The organism is Candidatus Nanohalovita haloferacivicina, from assembly GCF_029232205.1.
Taxonomy (GTDB): Archaea; Nanohalarchaeota; Nanosalinia; order Nanosalinales; family Nanosalinaceae; genus Nanohalovita; species Nanohalovita haloferacivicina.
On the sequence record NZ_CP107255.1, the window covers coordinates 966,203 to 978,974 of the forward strand.

At 44.4% G+C, this 12,772-nt stretch carries 13 protein-coding genes and 1 tRNA gene; 4 read left to right on the forward strand and 10 right to left on the reverse strand.

Annotated features, from left to right (window positions below; translation table 11 throughout):
* Positions 1 to 334: 334 nt before the first annotated feature.
* From HBNXNv_RS05515 to HBNXNv_RS05525, 3 genes are read right to left on the reverse strand one after another with little or no spacing between them, the layout of a single operon-like run.
* Positions 335 to 1,291: a hypothetical protein gene (locus tag HBNXNv_RS05515; protein ID WP_347720678.1), complete on the reverse strand. Its 957-nt coding sequence runs from the start codon at positions 1,289 to 1,291 to the stop codon at positions 335 to 337.
* Positions 1,291 to 2,109 (reverse strand): hypothetical protein, encoded by an 819-nt coding sequence (locus HBNXNv_RS05520; RefSeq protein WP_347720679.1) that lies wholly within the window; start codon positions 2,107 to 2,109, stop codon positions 1,291 to 1,293. The genes HBNXNv_RS05515 and HBNXNv_RS05520 overlap by 1 nt, the downstream gene beginning before the upstream one ends.
* On the reverse strand, positions 2,096 to 3,004 hold the full coding sequence (locus HBNXNv_RS05525; RefSeq protein WP_347720680.1) for a hypothetical protein: 909 nt from the start codon (positions 3,002 to 3,004) through the stop codon (positions 2,096 to 2,098). Before HBNXNv_RS05525 ends, HBNXNv_RS05520 begins: the two co-directional genes overlap by 14 nt.
* Before the next feature lie 10 nt (positions 3,005 to 3,014).
* On the opposite strand from HBNXNv_RS05525, the gene HBNXNv_RS05530 reads away from it, so the two are divergent.
* Positions 3,015 to 3,815: a DUF63 family protein gene (locus HBNXNv_RS05530; protein WP_347720681.1), complete on the forward strand. Its 801-nt coding sequence runs from the start codon at positions 3,015 to 3,017 to the stop codon at positions 3,813 to 3,815.
* On the opposite strand, the gene HBNXNv_RS05535 is transcribed toward HBNXNv_RS05530, so the two are convergent.
* Positions 3,812 to 6,067: a hypothetical protein gene (locus HBNXNv_RS05535; RefSeq protein WP_347720682.1), complete on the reverse strand. Its 2,256-nt coding sequence runs from the start codon at positions 6,065 to 6,067 to the stop codon at positions 3,812 to 3,814. The two genes, HBNXNv_RS05530 and HBNXNv_RS05535, sit on opposite strands and share 4 nt — an antisense overlap.
* Positions 6,064 to 7,191 (reverse strand): hypothetical protein, encoded by a 1,128-nt coding sequence (locus tag HBNXNv_RS05540; protein WP_347720683.1) that lies wholly within the window; start codon positions 7,189 to 7,191, stop codon positions 6,064 to 6,066. The genes HBNXNv_RS05535 and HBNXNv_RS05540 overlap by 4 nt, the downstream gene beginning before the upstream one ends.
* A 52-nt stretch (positions 7,192 to 7,243) precedes the next feature.
* Between HBNXNv_RS05540 and HBNXNv_RS05545 the strand changes: the two genes are divergently transcribed.
* Complete coding sequence (locus HBNXNv_RS05545) at positions 7,244 to 8,230, forward strand: mRNA surveillance protein pelota (RefSeq protein ID WP_347720684.1); 987 nt, start codon at positions 7,244 to 7,246, stop codon at positions 8,228 to 8,230.
* On the opposite strand, the gene HBNXNv_RS05550 is transcribed toward HBNXNv_RS05545, so the two are convergent.
* Positions 8,231 to 9,358 (reverse strand): S1C family serine protease, encoded by a 1,128-nt coding sequence (locus HBNXNv_RS05550; RefSeq protein WP_347720685.1) that lies wholly within the window; start codon positions 9,356 to 9,358, stop codon positions 8,231 to 8,233.
* 52 nt (positions 9,359 to 9,410) lie between these two features.
* On the opposite strand from HBNXNv_RS05550, the gene HBNXNv_RS05555 reads away from it, so the two are divergent.
* Together HBNXNv_RS05555 and HBNXNv_RS05560 are read left to right on the forward strand one after the other, a co-directional pair.
* Positions 9,411 to 9,845 carry an NUDIX hydrolase gene (locus HBNXNv_RS05555; RefSeq protein WP_347720686.1) on the forward strand — a complete coding sequence of 145 codons (435 nt, stop codon included), beginning with the start codon at positions 9,411 to 9,413 and terminating at the stop codon, positions 9,843 to 9,845.
* Positions 9,846 to 9,851: 6 nt separating this feature from the next.
* A complete protein-coding gene (locus tag HBNXNv_RS05560) occupies positions 9,852 to 10,229 on the forward strand; it encodes a hypothetical protein (protein WP_347720687.1) in 378 nt (125 codons plus the stop codon).
* Between the two features lie 7 nt (positions 10,230 to 10,236).
* On the opposite strand, the gene HBNXNv_RS05565 is transcribed toward HBNXNv_RS05560, so the two are convergent.
* From HBNXNv_RS05565 to HBNXNv_RS05580, 4 genes are all read right to left on the reverse strand, one after another.
* Positions 10,237 to 10,322: transfer RNA gene (locus HBNXNv_RS05565), tRNA-Ser, on the reverse strand.
* Positions 10,323 to 10,423: 101 nt separating this feature from the next.
* Positions 10,424 to 10,966 (reverse strand): HD domain-containing protein, encoded by a 543-nt coding sequence (locus HBNXNv_RS05570; protein ID WP_347720688.1) that lies wholly within the window; start codon positions 10,964 to 10,966, stop codon positions 10,424 to 10,426.
* Between the two features lie 23 nt (positions 10,967 to 10,989).
* On the reverse strand, positions 10,990 to 11,958 hold the full coding sequence (locus tag HBNXNv_RS05575; RefSeq protein ID WP_347720689.1) for an RNA-guided pseudouridylation complex pseudouridine synthase subunit Cbf5: 969 nt from the start codon (positions 11,956 to 11,958) through the stop codon (positions 10,990 to 10,992).
* A 93-nt stretch (positions 11,959 to 12,051) separates the two neighbouring features.
* Positions 12,052 to 12,765, reverse strand: a complete 714-nt coding sequence (locus HBNXNv_RS05580) for an EMC3/TMCO1 family protein (protein ID WP_347720690.1) — start codon at positions 12,763 to 12,765, stop codon at positions 12,052 to 12,054.
* Positions 12,766 to 12,772 lie beyond the last annotated feature (7 nt).

Below are 12,772 nucleotides of genomic sequence, written 5' to 3' on the forward strand. Positions count from 1 at the left end.
TCTCCTTTTTTCCCTCATATTCTCTTTTCATTTACTCAATCTACCAAGAATTTTTCCCTCTAAATCCCAAATCTACCAGAAATCTGCCAACCAGATTTCAAATGGGCCACTGCAAGAAACAATAACCATGCCAAATTCTCAGTTCTCTATCCCTCACCATCATACTAACTGCACTCAGCAGCAGCTATCATAGAATCATGCTATTGATCAGGAGATCAGCAGAATATTTTCAGAAGAGGCCTTCTCAGAGAGTGATTTAGTGAAATAACATGTCTAGAATGTCAGATTATATAGAGGTTATAGAAATAGAAAAGTAGGGAAAATGTGTAGGCCTTTATGGGCCTGTTTTGAGTGTGATCTGTGTGTTGTCCTGTAGCCTGTATCCGTAGTCTGCTGTGACTGTGATTGTTGCTGTCTTGCTGCCTTCGCTTGTGGATACGTAGTTGGAAGTCATGTCGATACAGGTTGATGGGTTGCTTCCGATGAGTTCTTTCTCTACTGTTGTTGACTTGTCTGCATCGGCTCCGAATCCTAGGAAGCTGCTTGATGTCTCAACTGTGAGGTTGATTGTGTTTGTGATATCGTCGCTCACTCCTCTGTATGCCGCGCCGTTTACCTTGGATTCTTCATACAGGAATGGAGTTCCTGAACCTGAGTTCTCAATTGTTATACATAGCGGCTGTGTCTTGCTGGATCCTCCGCTTTCTGCTGTGAAGAGTACTGGCGAGCTGGCCTGTACTCCCATCTGAACTGGGCCTCCCGTGTTGTCGATTGATGGCGTTGATCTTGTTGGCTGGCCTTCTACGGAGTTGGTGTTTACCATTTTCATCTGTGTTACGGCCTGTGTCTGATACTTGTAGAACAGGTTGGCGCTGAAGTCGTATGGGATTGGGACTTCATTGTTCTTGTTTGGTGCAGTTACCTGCCACTGGATTGTGCGTGTTAGCGCATTCTGTCCTGCATCAGGGTCTGGGCCTCTGAGAGTTTCGAATGCATCCTTCCACTGGCCTCCTGATACGCTCCAGAGTCCGCTGTCGCTTCCGAATTCTGGGTTCGTTAGCTTGGCCTGGACGTTTTCTGCGTCAACTCCTCCCTTGTTTTTGATATTCATTTGTAGGGTGGCTGGCTGTCCGCCGGATAGAGTTGCAGGTGTGGCCTGATAGCTTTCTATCTGGACACCATCCGTCTGGCTTATACTTACTGAGGTATTTTGAGAATTGTCAGTACAACCTGAAACCACTACAATCATGGCTAGGAGTACTAGGCCGAACTTACGGTCTGGAGTATTCATTAGTTATTCACGATGTTTATGTTGAGTTTTGGATCTTTCGCGTATTTATAATATGTGGAGAAATAGATGTTTCTCGTCGTTGTTTCGTCTCTATCGACGTCTGCAAGGCAGGAGAATTCAAGTTTCTCTCCAACTACAGGTTCATCTTCGCTTGGACAGTCTTCGAATACCTGTGGACTTTTAGGGAAGTATTCAAATCTATATGGAGAAGTTACTCGCCCATCTCCAATAGATTCGACAGAGAAATCTACCTGTCTTCCATTAAGCGTGGACGGGGCCTCAACAGCCATGGTTCCTCTGGCCTCTCCATTTGAGAAAGTCTTGGTAACTTTTCTGGTACTGTTAATCTGCTGGAATGGCTTGAAAGTTAGTTTAAGAGGATCTACAATCGTTAGGCTAGAATTGTACTGCAGGTAAAAGTTCATGGACTGTGGCTTCTGCTCAACATCTAACTGAACGCTATCAGGCACCCTTACATTCCATGTGCATTCCATTTCAGGCTTAATATCCTGTTGAGCTGGCTTTATTGTATCAGGACTGCAGGATCTATCTGTTACCTCCAGCAAACCAGTGTTGATGAATGTCTTATCTGTTATAGTTACGTCCTCTGTATGGTAGTTCTTCAAAGTTACAAGGATTGTTGCCTGTTGACCAGGCCTTAGAGTATTGTCGCTTACACGAAGTTCTGTAACTTCAAGGCCTTTTCCAGGAGCCTGAGTTTCTGTACCAGGTTCTGTAGTATTTCCTCCGTTTAGATCTGCGCAGCCTGATACTGCTACAGTTAATGCTATCAGAATTGCTATTCTAGTTGTTTCCACTGTACTTCACCTCTACTGGGATGCTCCCCGCATCTTTCGTGTATTGATAATCTGCTTCTACAGATAGCTCCTCTCTAACACTTGGCGAGTCTATCGAGCCACCGTAGCTGATATCGCAGCGGATTACCTGCGAATCTCCTCTATCCATTATGAGTCTTTCAGGAATATTGCATGTATCCATCTGGATGTTGAGGCCTTCTGAACTGCTGAATTCCGGCGTAGTTACTGATACCAGGCCTCGGTATGGAGATTCTTCTGTGCTTCTTTTGCTTAGTCTGGTAAGCATTTCTATGTTGTCTCCTTCAATGAAGACTGGTGCTCCTTGATCGCTGCTGCTTCCTATTGTTTCTATCTGGATTGAAAGCGGTCCTTTGGATGTTTTTGATGATAGTGCTGGATCTCCTCCGGATTCTATTCCTTTCTTTATCTGTATTTCTCTGTATGCTGAGACCGAGTAATTGAATGGAGCTTGGAACTGCAGGTTGCATGTCTGGCCCATCAGCGGGACATCTCCGTATTGCTTTAGTTCCCAGTCGAATTCGGCCTCCCATCCCGGTTTCAAGAAGTAGCTATCTTTATTTGCTTCAGTTTTTGAGCTTCTTCCATCGTAGTCCTGCATCTTGAATATATCTGTACAGTAGTTTGTGAGTATTTCTTCTCCGTCTTCCCCTGCCATGAGCGTCCCATTCATTTCTCCAGTATTTTTCACACCTATTGATACTCGGACAGTTGAATCAGGATATATTGAGCCAGAACTTGGCTGTACCTCAGGGCCCGTGATCGTCAGTGCTCTGCCATTTTCTTTCTGTGTTTGCTGGTTGCCTCCTGGACCGATGCATCCTGAGGCGAGAACTGCTAAAAACAAGATACTTATACCTAGCTCCCGGGTTTCCATACATCATACTATGTTAGGCCAGATTAAAAGGTTTTTAGTGGAGAAGTTCTGGATCCCGGTAGCTGACGAATCTGTCTACTACAATCCATACAATACTACTATCTATGCTCTGCTTTTTGGATTGGCCGCTCTTTATCTGGTCTATCCATTTTCGAAAAAGCTGGGTATTACATTTGACAGGGATTTTTTCAAGGGGATAGCACCTTATGCTTTTCTTGGCGGTGCAGTTAGATCATTGAAAGATATCAACGCAGTCAACAGCTTCTTGTTGGAAACACCGTTTATCTACATTGTTCTCTTCGTATTTACTGTATCTGCTATCAAGTTTTCGCAGATTTTATCGGACAGAACGGACTACTCTATGGAGAATATTCTGGCAGTAACAGGCCTTATTCCTCTTGCTGTAAGCCTTTCTTTCTACAGTATCAGTAATTTTGCTGCTGTGGGCCTTTTCCTTTCACTTGTTTTGACGTGGTCTTTAGCAGGTTATGCTGTTTTACAGTTGTTGAGGCCTGATCTATTGAATTATTCTTTCGTGGTTCCTGTTGCTGCCCATTTTTACGATGCTTCTACGACGGTAACTGCTCTGAGCTTTGGTGGGCGGGAGAAACATGTTTTAGGCCAGTTCTTCATTGATGTGTTTGGGCCTTATGGAATGTTTTTGATGAAGGGTCTGATTATAGTTCCTGTTGTTTACTATATTGTTGAGAATATGGAGGGAGAGGAAAGGAATTATTACTTGTTCTTGATTGCTTTGTTGGGTATTGCGATAGGCACCAGAAATATTTTGTCTACGGTTGCTCTCACCTAACCGTCGAAGCATCTGAAGGAGCCGTCGTCAACTATAACTACTCCTCCTTCTTCTCCACTGCACGAGTTCATTGCTTCTTTGAAGTTTTCTTTAGGAGATGAGCCGAAGGCGTTCATTATTTGTTGTGCGAGACCAGGCCTTTCAGTACAGTCTTGGGCCATTGCTGTAAACATTAGCGTGTCTGCTCTTGGATTGCTGTCATCCCAGTATTGCATGTAGTCTTCTAGAGTAGCTGAGTAGCTGAAGTCGAATGCGCGCGTACAGAGTATTCCTTCTACCTCTCTGACCTCCACATCTGAGGAGCCGAATCTCTGGCTTGTGACAAGTCCTGCTCCTATTGATGGTTCGCGGTTAGCATCGTTCATTAATTCTCTTTCGCTGTCGGAAAGTCCTATGGCTGTATCTGTAACCTCTGGCGATACAGTGATGAAGGCCCCGCCATTACTGCGGGAGTAGTCATTGACTATTGATTCCCAGGTGTAAGCTGTCTCTCCTTCTTCTATATCTGCGTCAACTTCTTCGTGGTTGTAGAGTTCTACGTTTCTCCAGTCTTGTCCTACGGGTGCACCTCCTTTTCTAACGTCGCAGCCATTGTTTGCGGCCACACGTAGATCAGAATCACATTTGCTGATGAGATGATCATTATCTACATCTTCGTAGGATCCTATCTTGTCCTTTGGAACCAGGAATGGGCAGTTCTTTCTCTGATTACCTCCACAGTTCCTGTTCTGTACTCTGAAGTTGTCAGCGGACTGGCCTAATCTTACAGTATAGTTTGCATCAATACTCATTCTGAGTGTTTCTCCTGAAGGACTGATTTCCTCAGGATTTTCCAGAACCATAGCACAGATAGCCTGAGTAGGCCTCTGGCCGTAATCATACCAGCCCTGATTGGTCATGTACTCTTTCTGTTCCTCTGATAGAGTGTAGAGATTTTCCTCACCGGAGACTTTCTGAAGGCCTCTGCAGTTAGCGCTACCGAGTTCATCAGCCCATCTCGAGTTCTCTACATCCATTGTTGCGGAAGAATCCCGAATTACTAGTTCTTCTGGATGTACTTTATAGTCAATTCCTCTCTGTGCAGTTTCAAAGCCTACTTTTACAAGGAATACGTTAGGCCTTACATTATTGCCTTCATTTACGTAGGTAGCCGGATTCTGGACATTAATGAAAGTTTTTACGGGAGTATCTGCAGTTTTAGATTTCTTGAAGTCTGGTCTACCTTCCAGATTATCTACAGCCATTGCATCGAAAGATATCTGTGACTGAGACGAGTATTCATACTTTACCTGCATTTCTACGTGTCTGCTCATGTCTAGAGCTGGCTGCATGAGCCCACAGCTACTGATATTCAGTGCGTTCAAGCTCCCTAGTGGCGTAGCAAATCCTCCAGGATAAATTGTTCCTTCCTCATCAGTGTATGAGCTTGCATACTGGCCGTTTAGAGGTTTCCAGCCAGTGGAGCAAAGAGTTTGTGCGCCTTCAAGGCCTGCAAAGCCTTCTGCTTTCTGAACCATTACCCTGTACTGGGCATTTTTTGCCTTAATTCCCTTTAGACCATGTCTCGGATTGAATACTGAGAAAGATGCCGGGAAAACATACCCTGGCCTCCTTCCAGCTACGTTTATTGTATCTCCACCGTTTACTTCGAATTCTTCTATCTGTAGTTTGTATTCCTGGCCTTCTACCTCCGAGCCAGGCCTTCTTGTATTGTTATATCTCCATCTCTGCATACAGGCTGCATCACCGAAGCACTGGGCCTGCTGAGCTGCCTGTCTTACTGCTAGAATTTCGTCTTCAAGGTCGAGGCCGATAACCTGGTTGCCTACTGCATTGCTTGCTAGGGAGCCATATCCTGTTGTGAATACTGCTGCTATCAAGACAAATGCGCCAGCTATTTTCAGGATACCACCTAGACTATGGCCTCCTTGCTGTTGTTGCTGTCTTCGGCCTCCATCAGTCATAAGTCTATTATTTGATGCACTGGTTGAAGTACCTTGGGAGTACAAGCCCAGTTTATCGTCTAATCCCAGAAGAGTGAATAGTTCTAGATCAAACCAAGGTATGGCGAGCAGCAGTATTGTGAAAATTCTTTTAGGCCATGATAGTTGTCCAAAGTCGATCTTTTTTACAGGAAGTTTTCCTACAAGAGGCAGCGTATCTATTCCAAAAACTCCGAACCAGTCAAAGTCTATAGGCGTAGGAGCTAAGTATGCAAGAGCGCTCAGTGCTTTATCCTTTGCCCAGCTCATTCTTGAGGCCTCTGTGAGAGAACATTCAGATTTCTGATTATATAGGACCCGTTACTTGATATTCTAAGAGTGTTTTCTTCCTGAAGTGTTTCCTCTGGTATCTTGACTACTGAAAATCCTCTTGGAGTTATTGTCTCTGAGAACGAGTTTACCGTGACCTGTACCGGGTTCTGTGATGGCATCAGGTTTACGTAGTTGAAGTTTACGTACTCACTTGTTTCTTCTCTGTTTGCGAAGGATAGGCTGCTCTGATTCATGTCAAAGCTGGCTGTTGCTGTTCCTGGTTCGATTGTTCCGAAGTATCTGACTGTTAGATCTATGTTTTCCAAGTCGTATCTTGCGTTGCCTTCAGTTTCAAATCTTACCGTGTTGTACCCTGTGTTGATCTGCTCTCTGTCGATTGAGATTGACTGTGTTGATCTTGAGATTCTCTGTGAGAACACCTGTTCATCGTTAACAAATACTTCCAGAGGTGCTGTTCTTGTTGATGAGTCGATTGGTAAGGTGAAGCTCAGGTTAGCTGCTGCAAACTCCTCTATCTCATACTGGTATACTCTGAATGATTTTTCATAATCGTTGAACTTTCGGTCGTTAACCGTTACCTCTACATCCTCTATCGAGTATTCTGTTGATGAGAAAAGGCCTCCTTTCGTTGTTCCTATTACAATTTTGTTTTCTCCCGGCTTGAGTACGTCTGAAGAAATATTGATTGATGGAGTGCCTGTTGTGACAAGTTTTTCCTTGAATATTTCGTTTCCGTTAACTTTTACGTACATGGCGCCTTTTCCATCTTTACCCAGTACTTCAAATTCGATGTGGCCTGTTGTTGGTGCTGTGGCCTGATAGTTGAGTTCTATTTTCTGGCCGCCGATTAGTTTATTCTTTACTGTTGCTTCTTGTGCTGTGTAGGCCTGGATATCTCCTCTTCCTTCTCCTACGGAGAATGTTCCGAAGTTCACTGTTCTTATGTCCTGTGTGGCTTCTCCTATCTGTCCGAAGTCGTTCTGGTAGAATGTTATGTCGGATGTTGCCTGGTTGTTGAAGTTGTAGTTTTGTGAGGCAACCCAGAACAGGCCGAATACTGCTAGGCCTGCTACTAGTATGACAGCGAACTCGTTATCCATGCTTAAAGGTGGTTTTTGCAGGTTTTTATTTGTAGGTTGTCCTTTTGAGTGTATGAAGCTGTTAAAAACCGATCGTGGAGAGGGTTACGTTAAGATTCGTATTGAGAATCAGGATGATCTCTGGTATTTGAAGGATATTATTGCGAAGGGTGATGAGGTCCGGGCCTTGACTCAGAGGACGAAGTTGGATGGCCGTGAGAAGAAGACCTGTACTTTGACACTGGAGACTGAGAAGACTGAGTATCAGGAGAACCGTCTTCGTGTTACCGGGGAGATTACTGAGGGTGCGGATGATATTGAGCTTGGTTTTCATACTTTCAACTTGGAGCCTGAGCAGGAGTTTGAGATGTGGAAGGATTTCACGAATGAGGAATGGGAAAGGTTAGAGGAGGCCGAGGAGAAGCGTAGTTACAAGGTGTTTTTCTGTCTTGTTGAGAAAGGTAGTGCTGATTTCTATATTGTTGAGGAGTCCGGTATCAAGGATCTTTCGAACGTTGAGGAGAATATTCCTGGCAAGATGTATGCTTCAGATAAGAATTCTGACAACTTTTTCAATCAGGTTAAGGAGGTTGTTGAACGGTCTGCGGACGATATGGATTATATTATTCTATGTGGGCCTGGCAACCAGAAGAATAAGTTGAAGAACATGCTTTCGGATGATACTGTGTCGAAGACTATGTTGCAGGATACTTCTGTGACAGGTTTTACAGGCCTTAATGAGGCTATTAAGAGAGGTGCTCTGAAGAAGGTTGTTGAGACTTCACGTATTGCTGAGGAGTCAGAGGTTATGGAGGAGTTTCTTGATCGATTAAATAATGATGAGAGAGTTAGTTACGGCGATCCTGTTGAGGATCTCATTGAGCAGGGTGCTGTTGAGACATTGATCATTACTGCCGAGAAGAACAGGAAGAATCCTGAGCTGGCCAAGACTGTTGAGAGAATGGGTGGCGATGTTAATGTTGTGCATACCGATCACGAGGCCGGCGAGAGACTGGACAACTTTGGAGGCCTTGGCGCCCTGCTCCGCTACCAGGTTTGATCAATCTTGAGGCCTTGAAGCAAGCGTTACCGGTACTTCTACTTCTTCCCCATCACGGATTACAGTTATCGTAACTTCATCTCCAGGCTCTGTTTCTTCAGCCAGGTATGTCAGGATATCGCTGATTCCAGTCATTTCTGTACCATTTATAGCTGTTATTACATCGCCTCCTAGCGTGTATGTTATTCCATTGATTGTTTCGTTTCTTGTTCCTGCCTGAAGGCCTGCTTTTTCTGCTGGACTGTCTTCTACTACGTCCATGACCAGGAATCCTGTTGAAGTGCTGAGATTCATGGCCTCTGAGATGTCGGAGTTGACGTCAAGGCCTGATACTCCTATCCATGAGTGCTGCCTTTCCCCATTTTCGATCAGGTCCGGTACTACTCTCTTGACTGTGTTTGATGGGATTGCGAACCCTACTCCATTAAATGTTCCTGTGGAGGACTGAATGGCTGTGTTTACTCCTATTACTTTTCCGTGTATGTTGATTAGTGGGCCTCCTGAGTTTCCAGGGTTGATTGCTGCGTCTGTCTGTATTACGTTTGGTATTGAGAAGCCTCCTTCTGTTCTGATATTTCTGTTTTTGGCCGAGACTATTCCTGCAGTCATTGTTCCGCTGAGGCCGAATGGGTTTCCTATTGCTACTGCGGTTTGGCCTCTCATTACCTCTGTGGAGTTTGCTAGTGGAAGCGGTTTGAGGTTTTGTTTATTGACTTTGAGTACTGCAAGGTCGTTGTATACGTCGGATCCTACTACTTCGGCCTTTTTCCTTGTTCCATCGGAGAATATTACATCGATGCTGTCTGCTCCATCTATTACGTGCTGGTTTGTGACAATATATCCTTCTTTGTTGTATACGAATCCTGATCCCTGCGATACCTGATTTCCTATTGCGTCGATGGATACTGTTGATCCTTCTACCTGTTGGTATAGGCTGACGAGTGCTTTTTCGTCTTTTGTTCCGTTTATGTATACTACCTGTTGCTGGTCCTGTAGGTTGGATACTTTGTGTTCGAGGCTGGAGACTCTGTCGTCCATTGTCTGGTATACTGTGAAGCCTCCTAGGACTGATCCGAAAAGTAGTACTGCTAGAACGCCGAATAATTCGATCTTTCTTTCAGTATCCATCACGTGGCAATTGTTTGTTGAGAGTTTTATAGCTCCCGAACATATTTTCTGTATGGTAGAGACCACCAGGCACTTCACCGCTACATGCTTTGTAGTGAATGATGACAGAGTGCTGCTTCATTTCCACAAGAAACTGGATAAATGGCTACCGGTAGGAGGTCATATCGATAGAGACGAGCTTCCACATCAGGCAGCTGAAAGAGAGGTAAAAGAAGAGTCAGATCTAAATGTTAGTATTGAGGGCCGCGAAAGTCTTTCTGAAGAGGTTGATGAGCTTCCAAGGCCTGACAAAGTTTTGCTACAGGATATTAATGATCATCACCAGCATATTGACTCTGTTTTCTATGTAGAATCTGAGGAATATGATTTTGAGGCCGAAGAAGGTATCGAGGAGATGGCCTGGTTCAGTGAGGAAGAGGTTAGGGCTCTTGACGCCAGCGAGGAGATTAAAACCCATAGTTTAGAGGCTCTGGAGAAGTTCAGGTGAATATTTTTGAAGAAGAAAATTTTCCAGCTTACACCTTTAGGCCGTGCTGATATAGAGGTTCGCGAGTTTTTGCGCGATGAGCTCGATGAGGAAGAGTTGAAGGATTATGAGTTAAGTCTTGACAAGTTTAGATCAGTTAAGAGCATGCATCTTGTTGTGAAGTCTCTGCTTTACGCAAGCTTGATTACTTCGATTGCTGCCACTTTTGGATTGAATCAGGCCTATATTCTGCAGAAAATTGCGTCTTACATCGGTGTTACATTTATCCTTGTGATGTACGCAATTTCCAAGTACTTTATGGAGCTTTACAAGGAGCATTATCACGTGCAGCGTGAAATAGTGGTTGCTATGGCCGCTGGTAGGAACGGTGGCGAGAAAGAATAATTGAGTTCGCCGGAGCTGGGATTTGAACCCAGGAGAGGCGTGCGCCTCACCACCTTTCCAGGGTGGCACCTTTAGCCACTCAGTCACTCCGGCATAACTGAAAAATTCAGTTAGCAGATTCTGATGGTTCCGAAGAACCATCTCTTATAGAGAATTTTGATATAGAAGTTTTAAATGAAGAAGGCCTGATGGAGTCAGTAGTCTGAGTTCTCTCTTATTTTGTCGTACTGGGCTTTTCCAGAGTTTGTCTTGAAGTAGTCCTCGTATGTTTCCAGGAATTCTTCTAACATGTTTTCCTCTGTTTCCTGGTTGTATTTGGAGGCCTGCATCAGAGTGTCTAATTTGTCGGCTTCTTTGGCTACCTGGGCCTCTGCTGTCTCTCTTTCTCTCAATTCTTTGATCAAGGCCTCGAATTCAGGCCTTATTTCTGCAGGTACTTTTTGGTAGAGTTCTTCCAGTTTTTCTTCCTCGAATTGTTTTTTAGATGCGTATTCTTTGTCTTCTGGCGTATAGTCTGGTATGTAGGCCATTATGAGGTCGTGAATTAGAAGCATTTTGACGACTTTGTTAGAGTCTAGGCCTTCTTTTTCGGCAAGTATCCATCCGTTGATTGTTGCTCCTAGGGAGTGGGATGCAACGGTGTCTAGAGGTTTTTCGATATCTCTTTTCTGCCAGCCTTCTCTTTCCAGATGTTTTATTTCGTTGATGGCTTCAAAGAGCTGGTCTAAATTTTCCATAGTTTAGTTCAGTTGAGAAATTTTTATTCCTGTTTCCATCTTTTTGGGTATGTTTCTGGATCCATATGGACTGAGTTGAGTGTGGCTGCGGTCTCTTCGGAGTCGTACATTTGTTCTGAGGTCATCTGGGCCTCTGCCAGTGCGATTAGCTCTCCTTTGAGCGTCATTATTGCTATTTGTTCTCCTTTTTCTATTCCGTCCTGTAGCTGGCTGATTCCTGCTGCTCCGAGGTCTGCTCCGTTGGCTATTGCGTTGACTGCGGAGTCTTTGACCACTACTTTTCTTAGGTGGTTCACTGCTTTTTCTATTGGATGAAGTACTTCTCTCAAGGCCTGTTCGTCGTCTTCTTCTGTGTAGAAGTGGTATGCATCGACTATATCCTGAAGTGTATCTGCGTCTTTTTCTGCTAGCTGGCCTTGCTGTGTTCTGCGGAGTTCCTGCATCTCTGCTTGTGTGTCGAGTTTTTCTCCGAGTTGTTTGATGAGTACGCGGACGTAGAATCCTGATTCGCATTTTACTCTTCCAAGAACTTCTTTCTCTGAGGCCTCTAGTAGTTCTATTTCGTATACTTCTCTTTCGCGTTCTTCTTTTTTGACTGCTGATTTTTCTGGCGGTGTCTGTTTGTTTGCGCCTTTGAATTCCTGCAGTGTTTCTCTGATTTCTTCTTCAGGTTTTTCTTCTTCTAGTTCTGCGAGAAATACGTATTCTTTGTCGGCCTGTGCGAGGGCGTTGTTTACTCTTGTTCCCTGGTTGAGGCCTACCGGAAGTGTTCCTGTGGCGTTCGGGTCTAGTGTGCCGAAGTGACCTGTCTTTTTGAGGTCGAGTTCTTCTTTTACCCAGTGGCTTACCTGGTTGCTTGTTGGGCCGAACGGTTTGTCTACTATGAAGAATCCTTTCTGGAGAAGCTCTTCGATACTTCTTTTTTCTGGTAGTGTGCCGTATTCTTCTGATGGCTCTGCTTTTTCTCTTGTGTACCAGGAAGCGTTCTCCATAACTGTTGTTTGTTAGGTTAGTTTTTTATCGGGAATTGCGTTTGAGAAGAAGTTGGATGGGAAATGAGGATATGAGGATAAAAACGTGGTTTTTTACTGGATGCCGAGTGCTGATCTGAAGATGTATGTTAGCGGCATTGTGACCAGTATGTAGAACATCAGCCAGTTGATTGTGTTACCTGCTAGCGGTATTGAGAACGGTAGATCTGCGAATTTTGCGTCGAGGTGCAGTGTCTGTGGTTCGCCGTTTGATGTGTCTACGCTTCGTATTTCCCAGTTTACTCCTGCTGCGTTTATGGATTGACCTATCTGTGCTGAATTATTGCTGGTTTCTACCGTGTTGTTGTAGTAGAATAGTTCTTCCTGTTTGTTTGCGAATTCTAGGTGGCCTGTGTACAGTGAGGAGTTTGTTGTGTTGTCTGCTGGGTTGAGTGCTACGTTTGGTGTGTATGTGTGGCCTAGCCATGGGAACATTACTGCTACGAAGATCATTGTTCCTATCATTGGTTTGAAGTTGAGCATCATGAATTTCTGGTTGAGCTTCATGGACTTGGACATGTGTTCCTTGGCCTTTTCCGAGTCGTTGTCTTTCTGGGCCTCCTTCATTTTTTCCTGGTGTTCGCTCATCTTCTCTTTGATTTCGTCGGCTTTCTCTATGTCTAGTAGTATCCAGTAGATTATTGAGAATAGGCCTGCTAGGCATGCTGAGAAGAATATCATTGACACGTACGGGCCCTGTGCCAGTACTGGGTTGAATAGCTGGTCCAGGAATGGGAATACTGTTGCTTTGAGTTGTACTAGTGCCATTTTTGGT

Bases quoted from the DNA above. Each gene is read 5' to 3' on its own strand.
- HBNXNv_RS05550 (WP_347720685.1), bottom strand. From the start codon at position 9,358: ATGGATACTGAAAGAAAGATCGAATTATTCGGCGTTCTAGCAGTACTA.
- HBNXNv_RS05545 (WP_347720684.1), top strand. From the start codon at position 7,244: ATGAAGCTGTTAAAAACCGATCGTGGAGAGGGTTACGTTAAGATTCGT.
- HBNXNv_RS05555 (WP_347720686.1), top strand. From the start codon at position 9,411: ATGGTAGAGACCACCAGGCACTTCACCGCTACATGCTTTGTAGTGAAT.
- HBNXNv_RS05525 (WP_347720680.1), bottom strand. From the start codon at position 3,004: ATGGAAACCCGGGAGCTAGGTATAAGTATCTTGTTTTTAGCAGTTCTC.
- HBNXNv_RS05530 (WP_347720681.1), top strand. From the start codon at position 3,015: ATGTTAGGCCAGATTAAAAGGTTTTTAGTGGAGAAGTTCTGGATCCCG.
- HBNXNv_RS05540 (WP_347720683.1), bottom strand. From the start codon at position 7,191: ATGGATAACGAGTTCGCTGTCATACTAGTAGCAGGCCTAGCAGTATTC.
- HBNXNv_RS05570 (WP_347720688.1), bottom strand. From the start codon at position 10,966: ATGGAAAATTTAGACCAGCTCTTTGAAGCCATCAACGAAATAAAACAT.
- HBNXNv_RS05515 (WP_347720678.1), bottom strand. From the start codon at position 1,291: ATGAATACTCCAGACCGTAAGTTCGGCCTAGTACTCCTAGCCATGATT.
- HBNXNv_RS05580 (WP_347720690.1), bottom strand. From the start codon at position 12,765: ATGGCACTAGTACAACTCAAAGCAACAGTATTCCCATTCCTGGACCAG.
- HBNXNv_RS05575 (WP_347720689.1), bottom strand. From the start codon at position 11,958: ATGGAGAACGCTTCCTGGTACACAAGAGAAAAAGCAGAGCCATCAGAA.
- HBNXNv_RS05535 (WP_347720682.1), bottom strand. From the start codon at position 6,067: ATGAGCTGGGCAAAGGATAAAGCACTGAGCGCTCTTGCATACTTAGCT.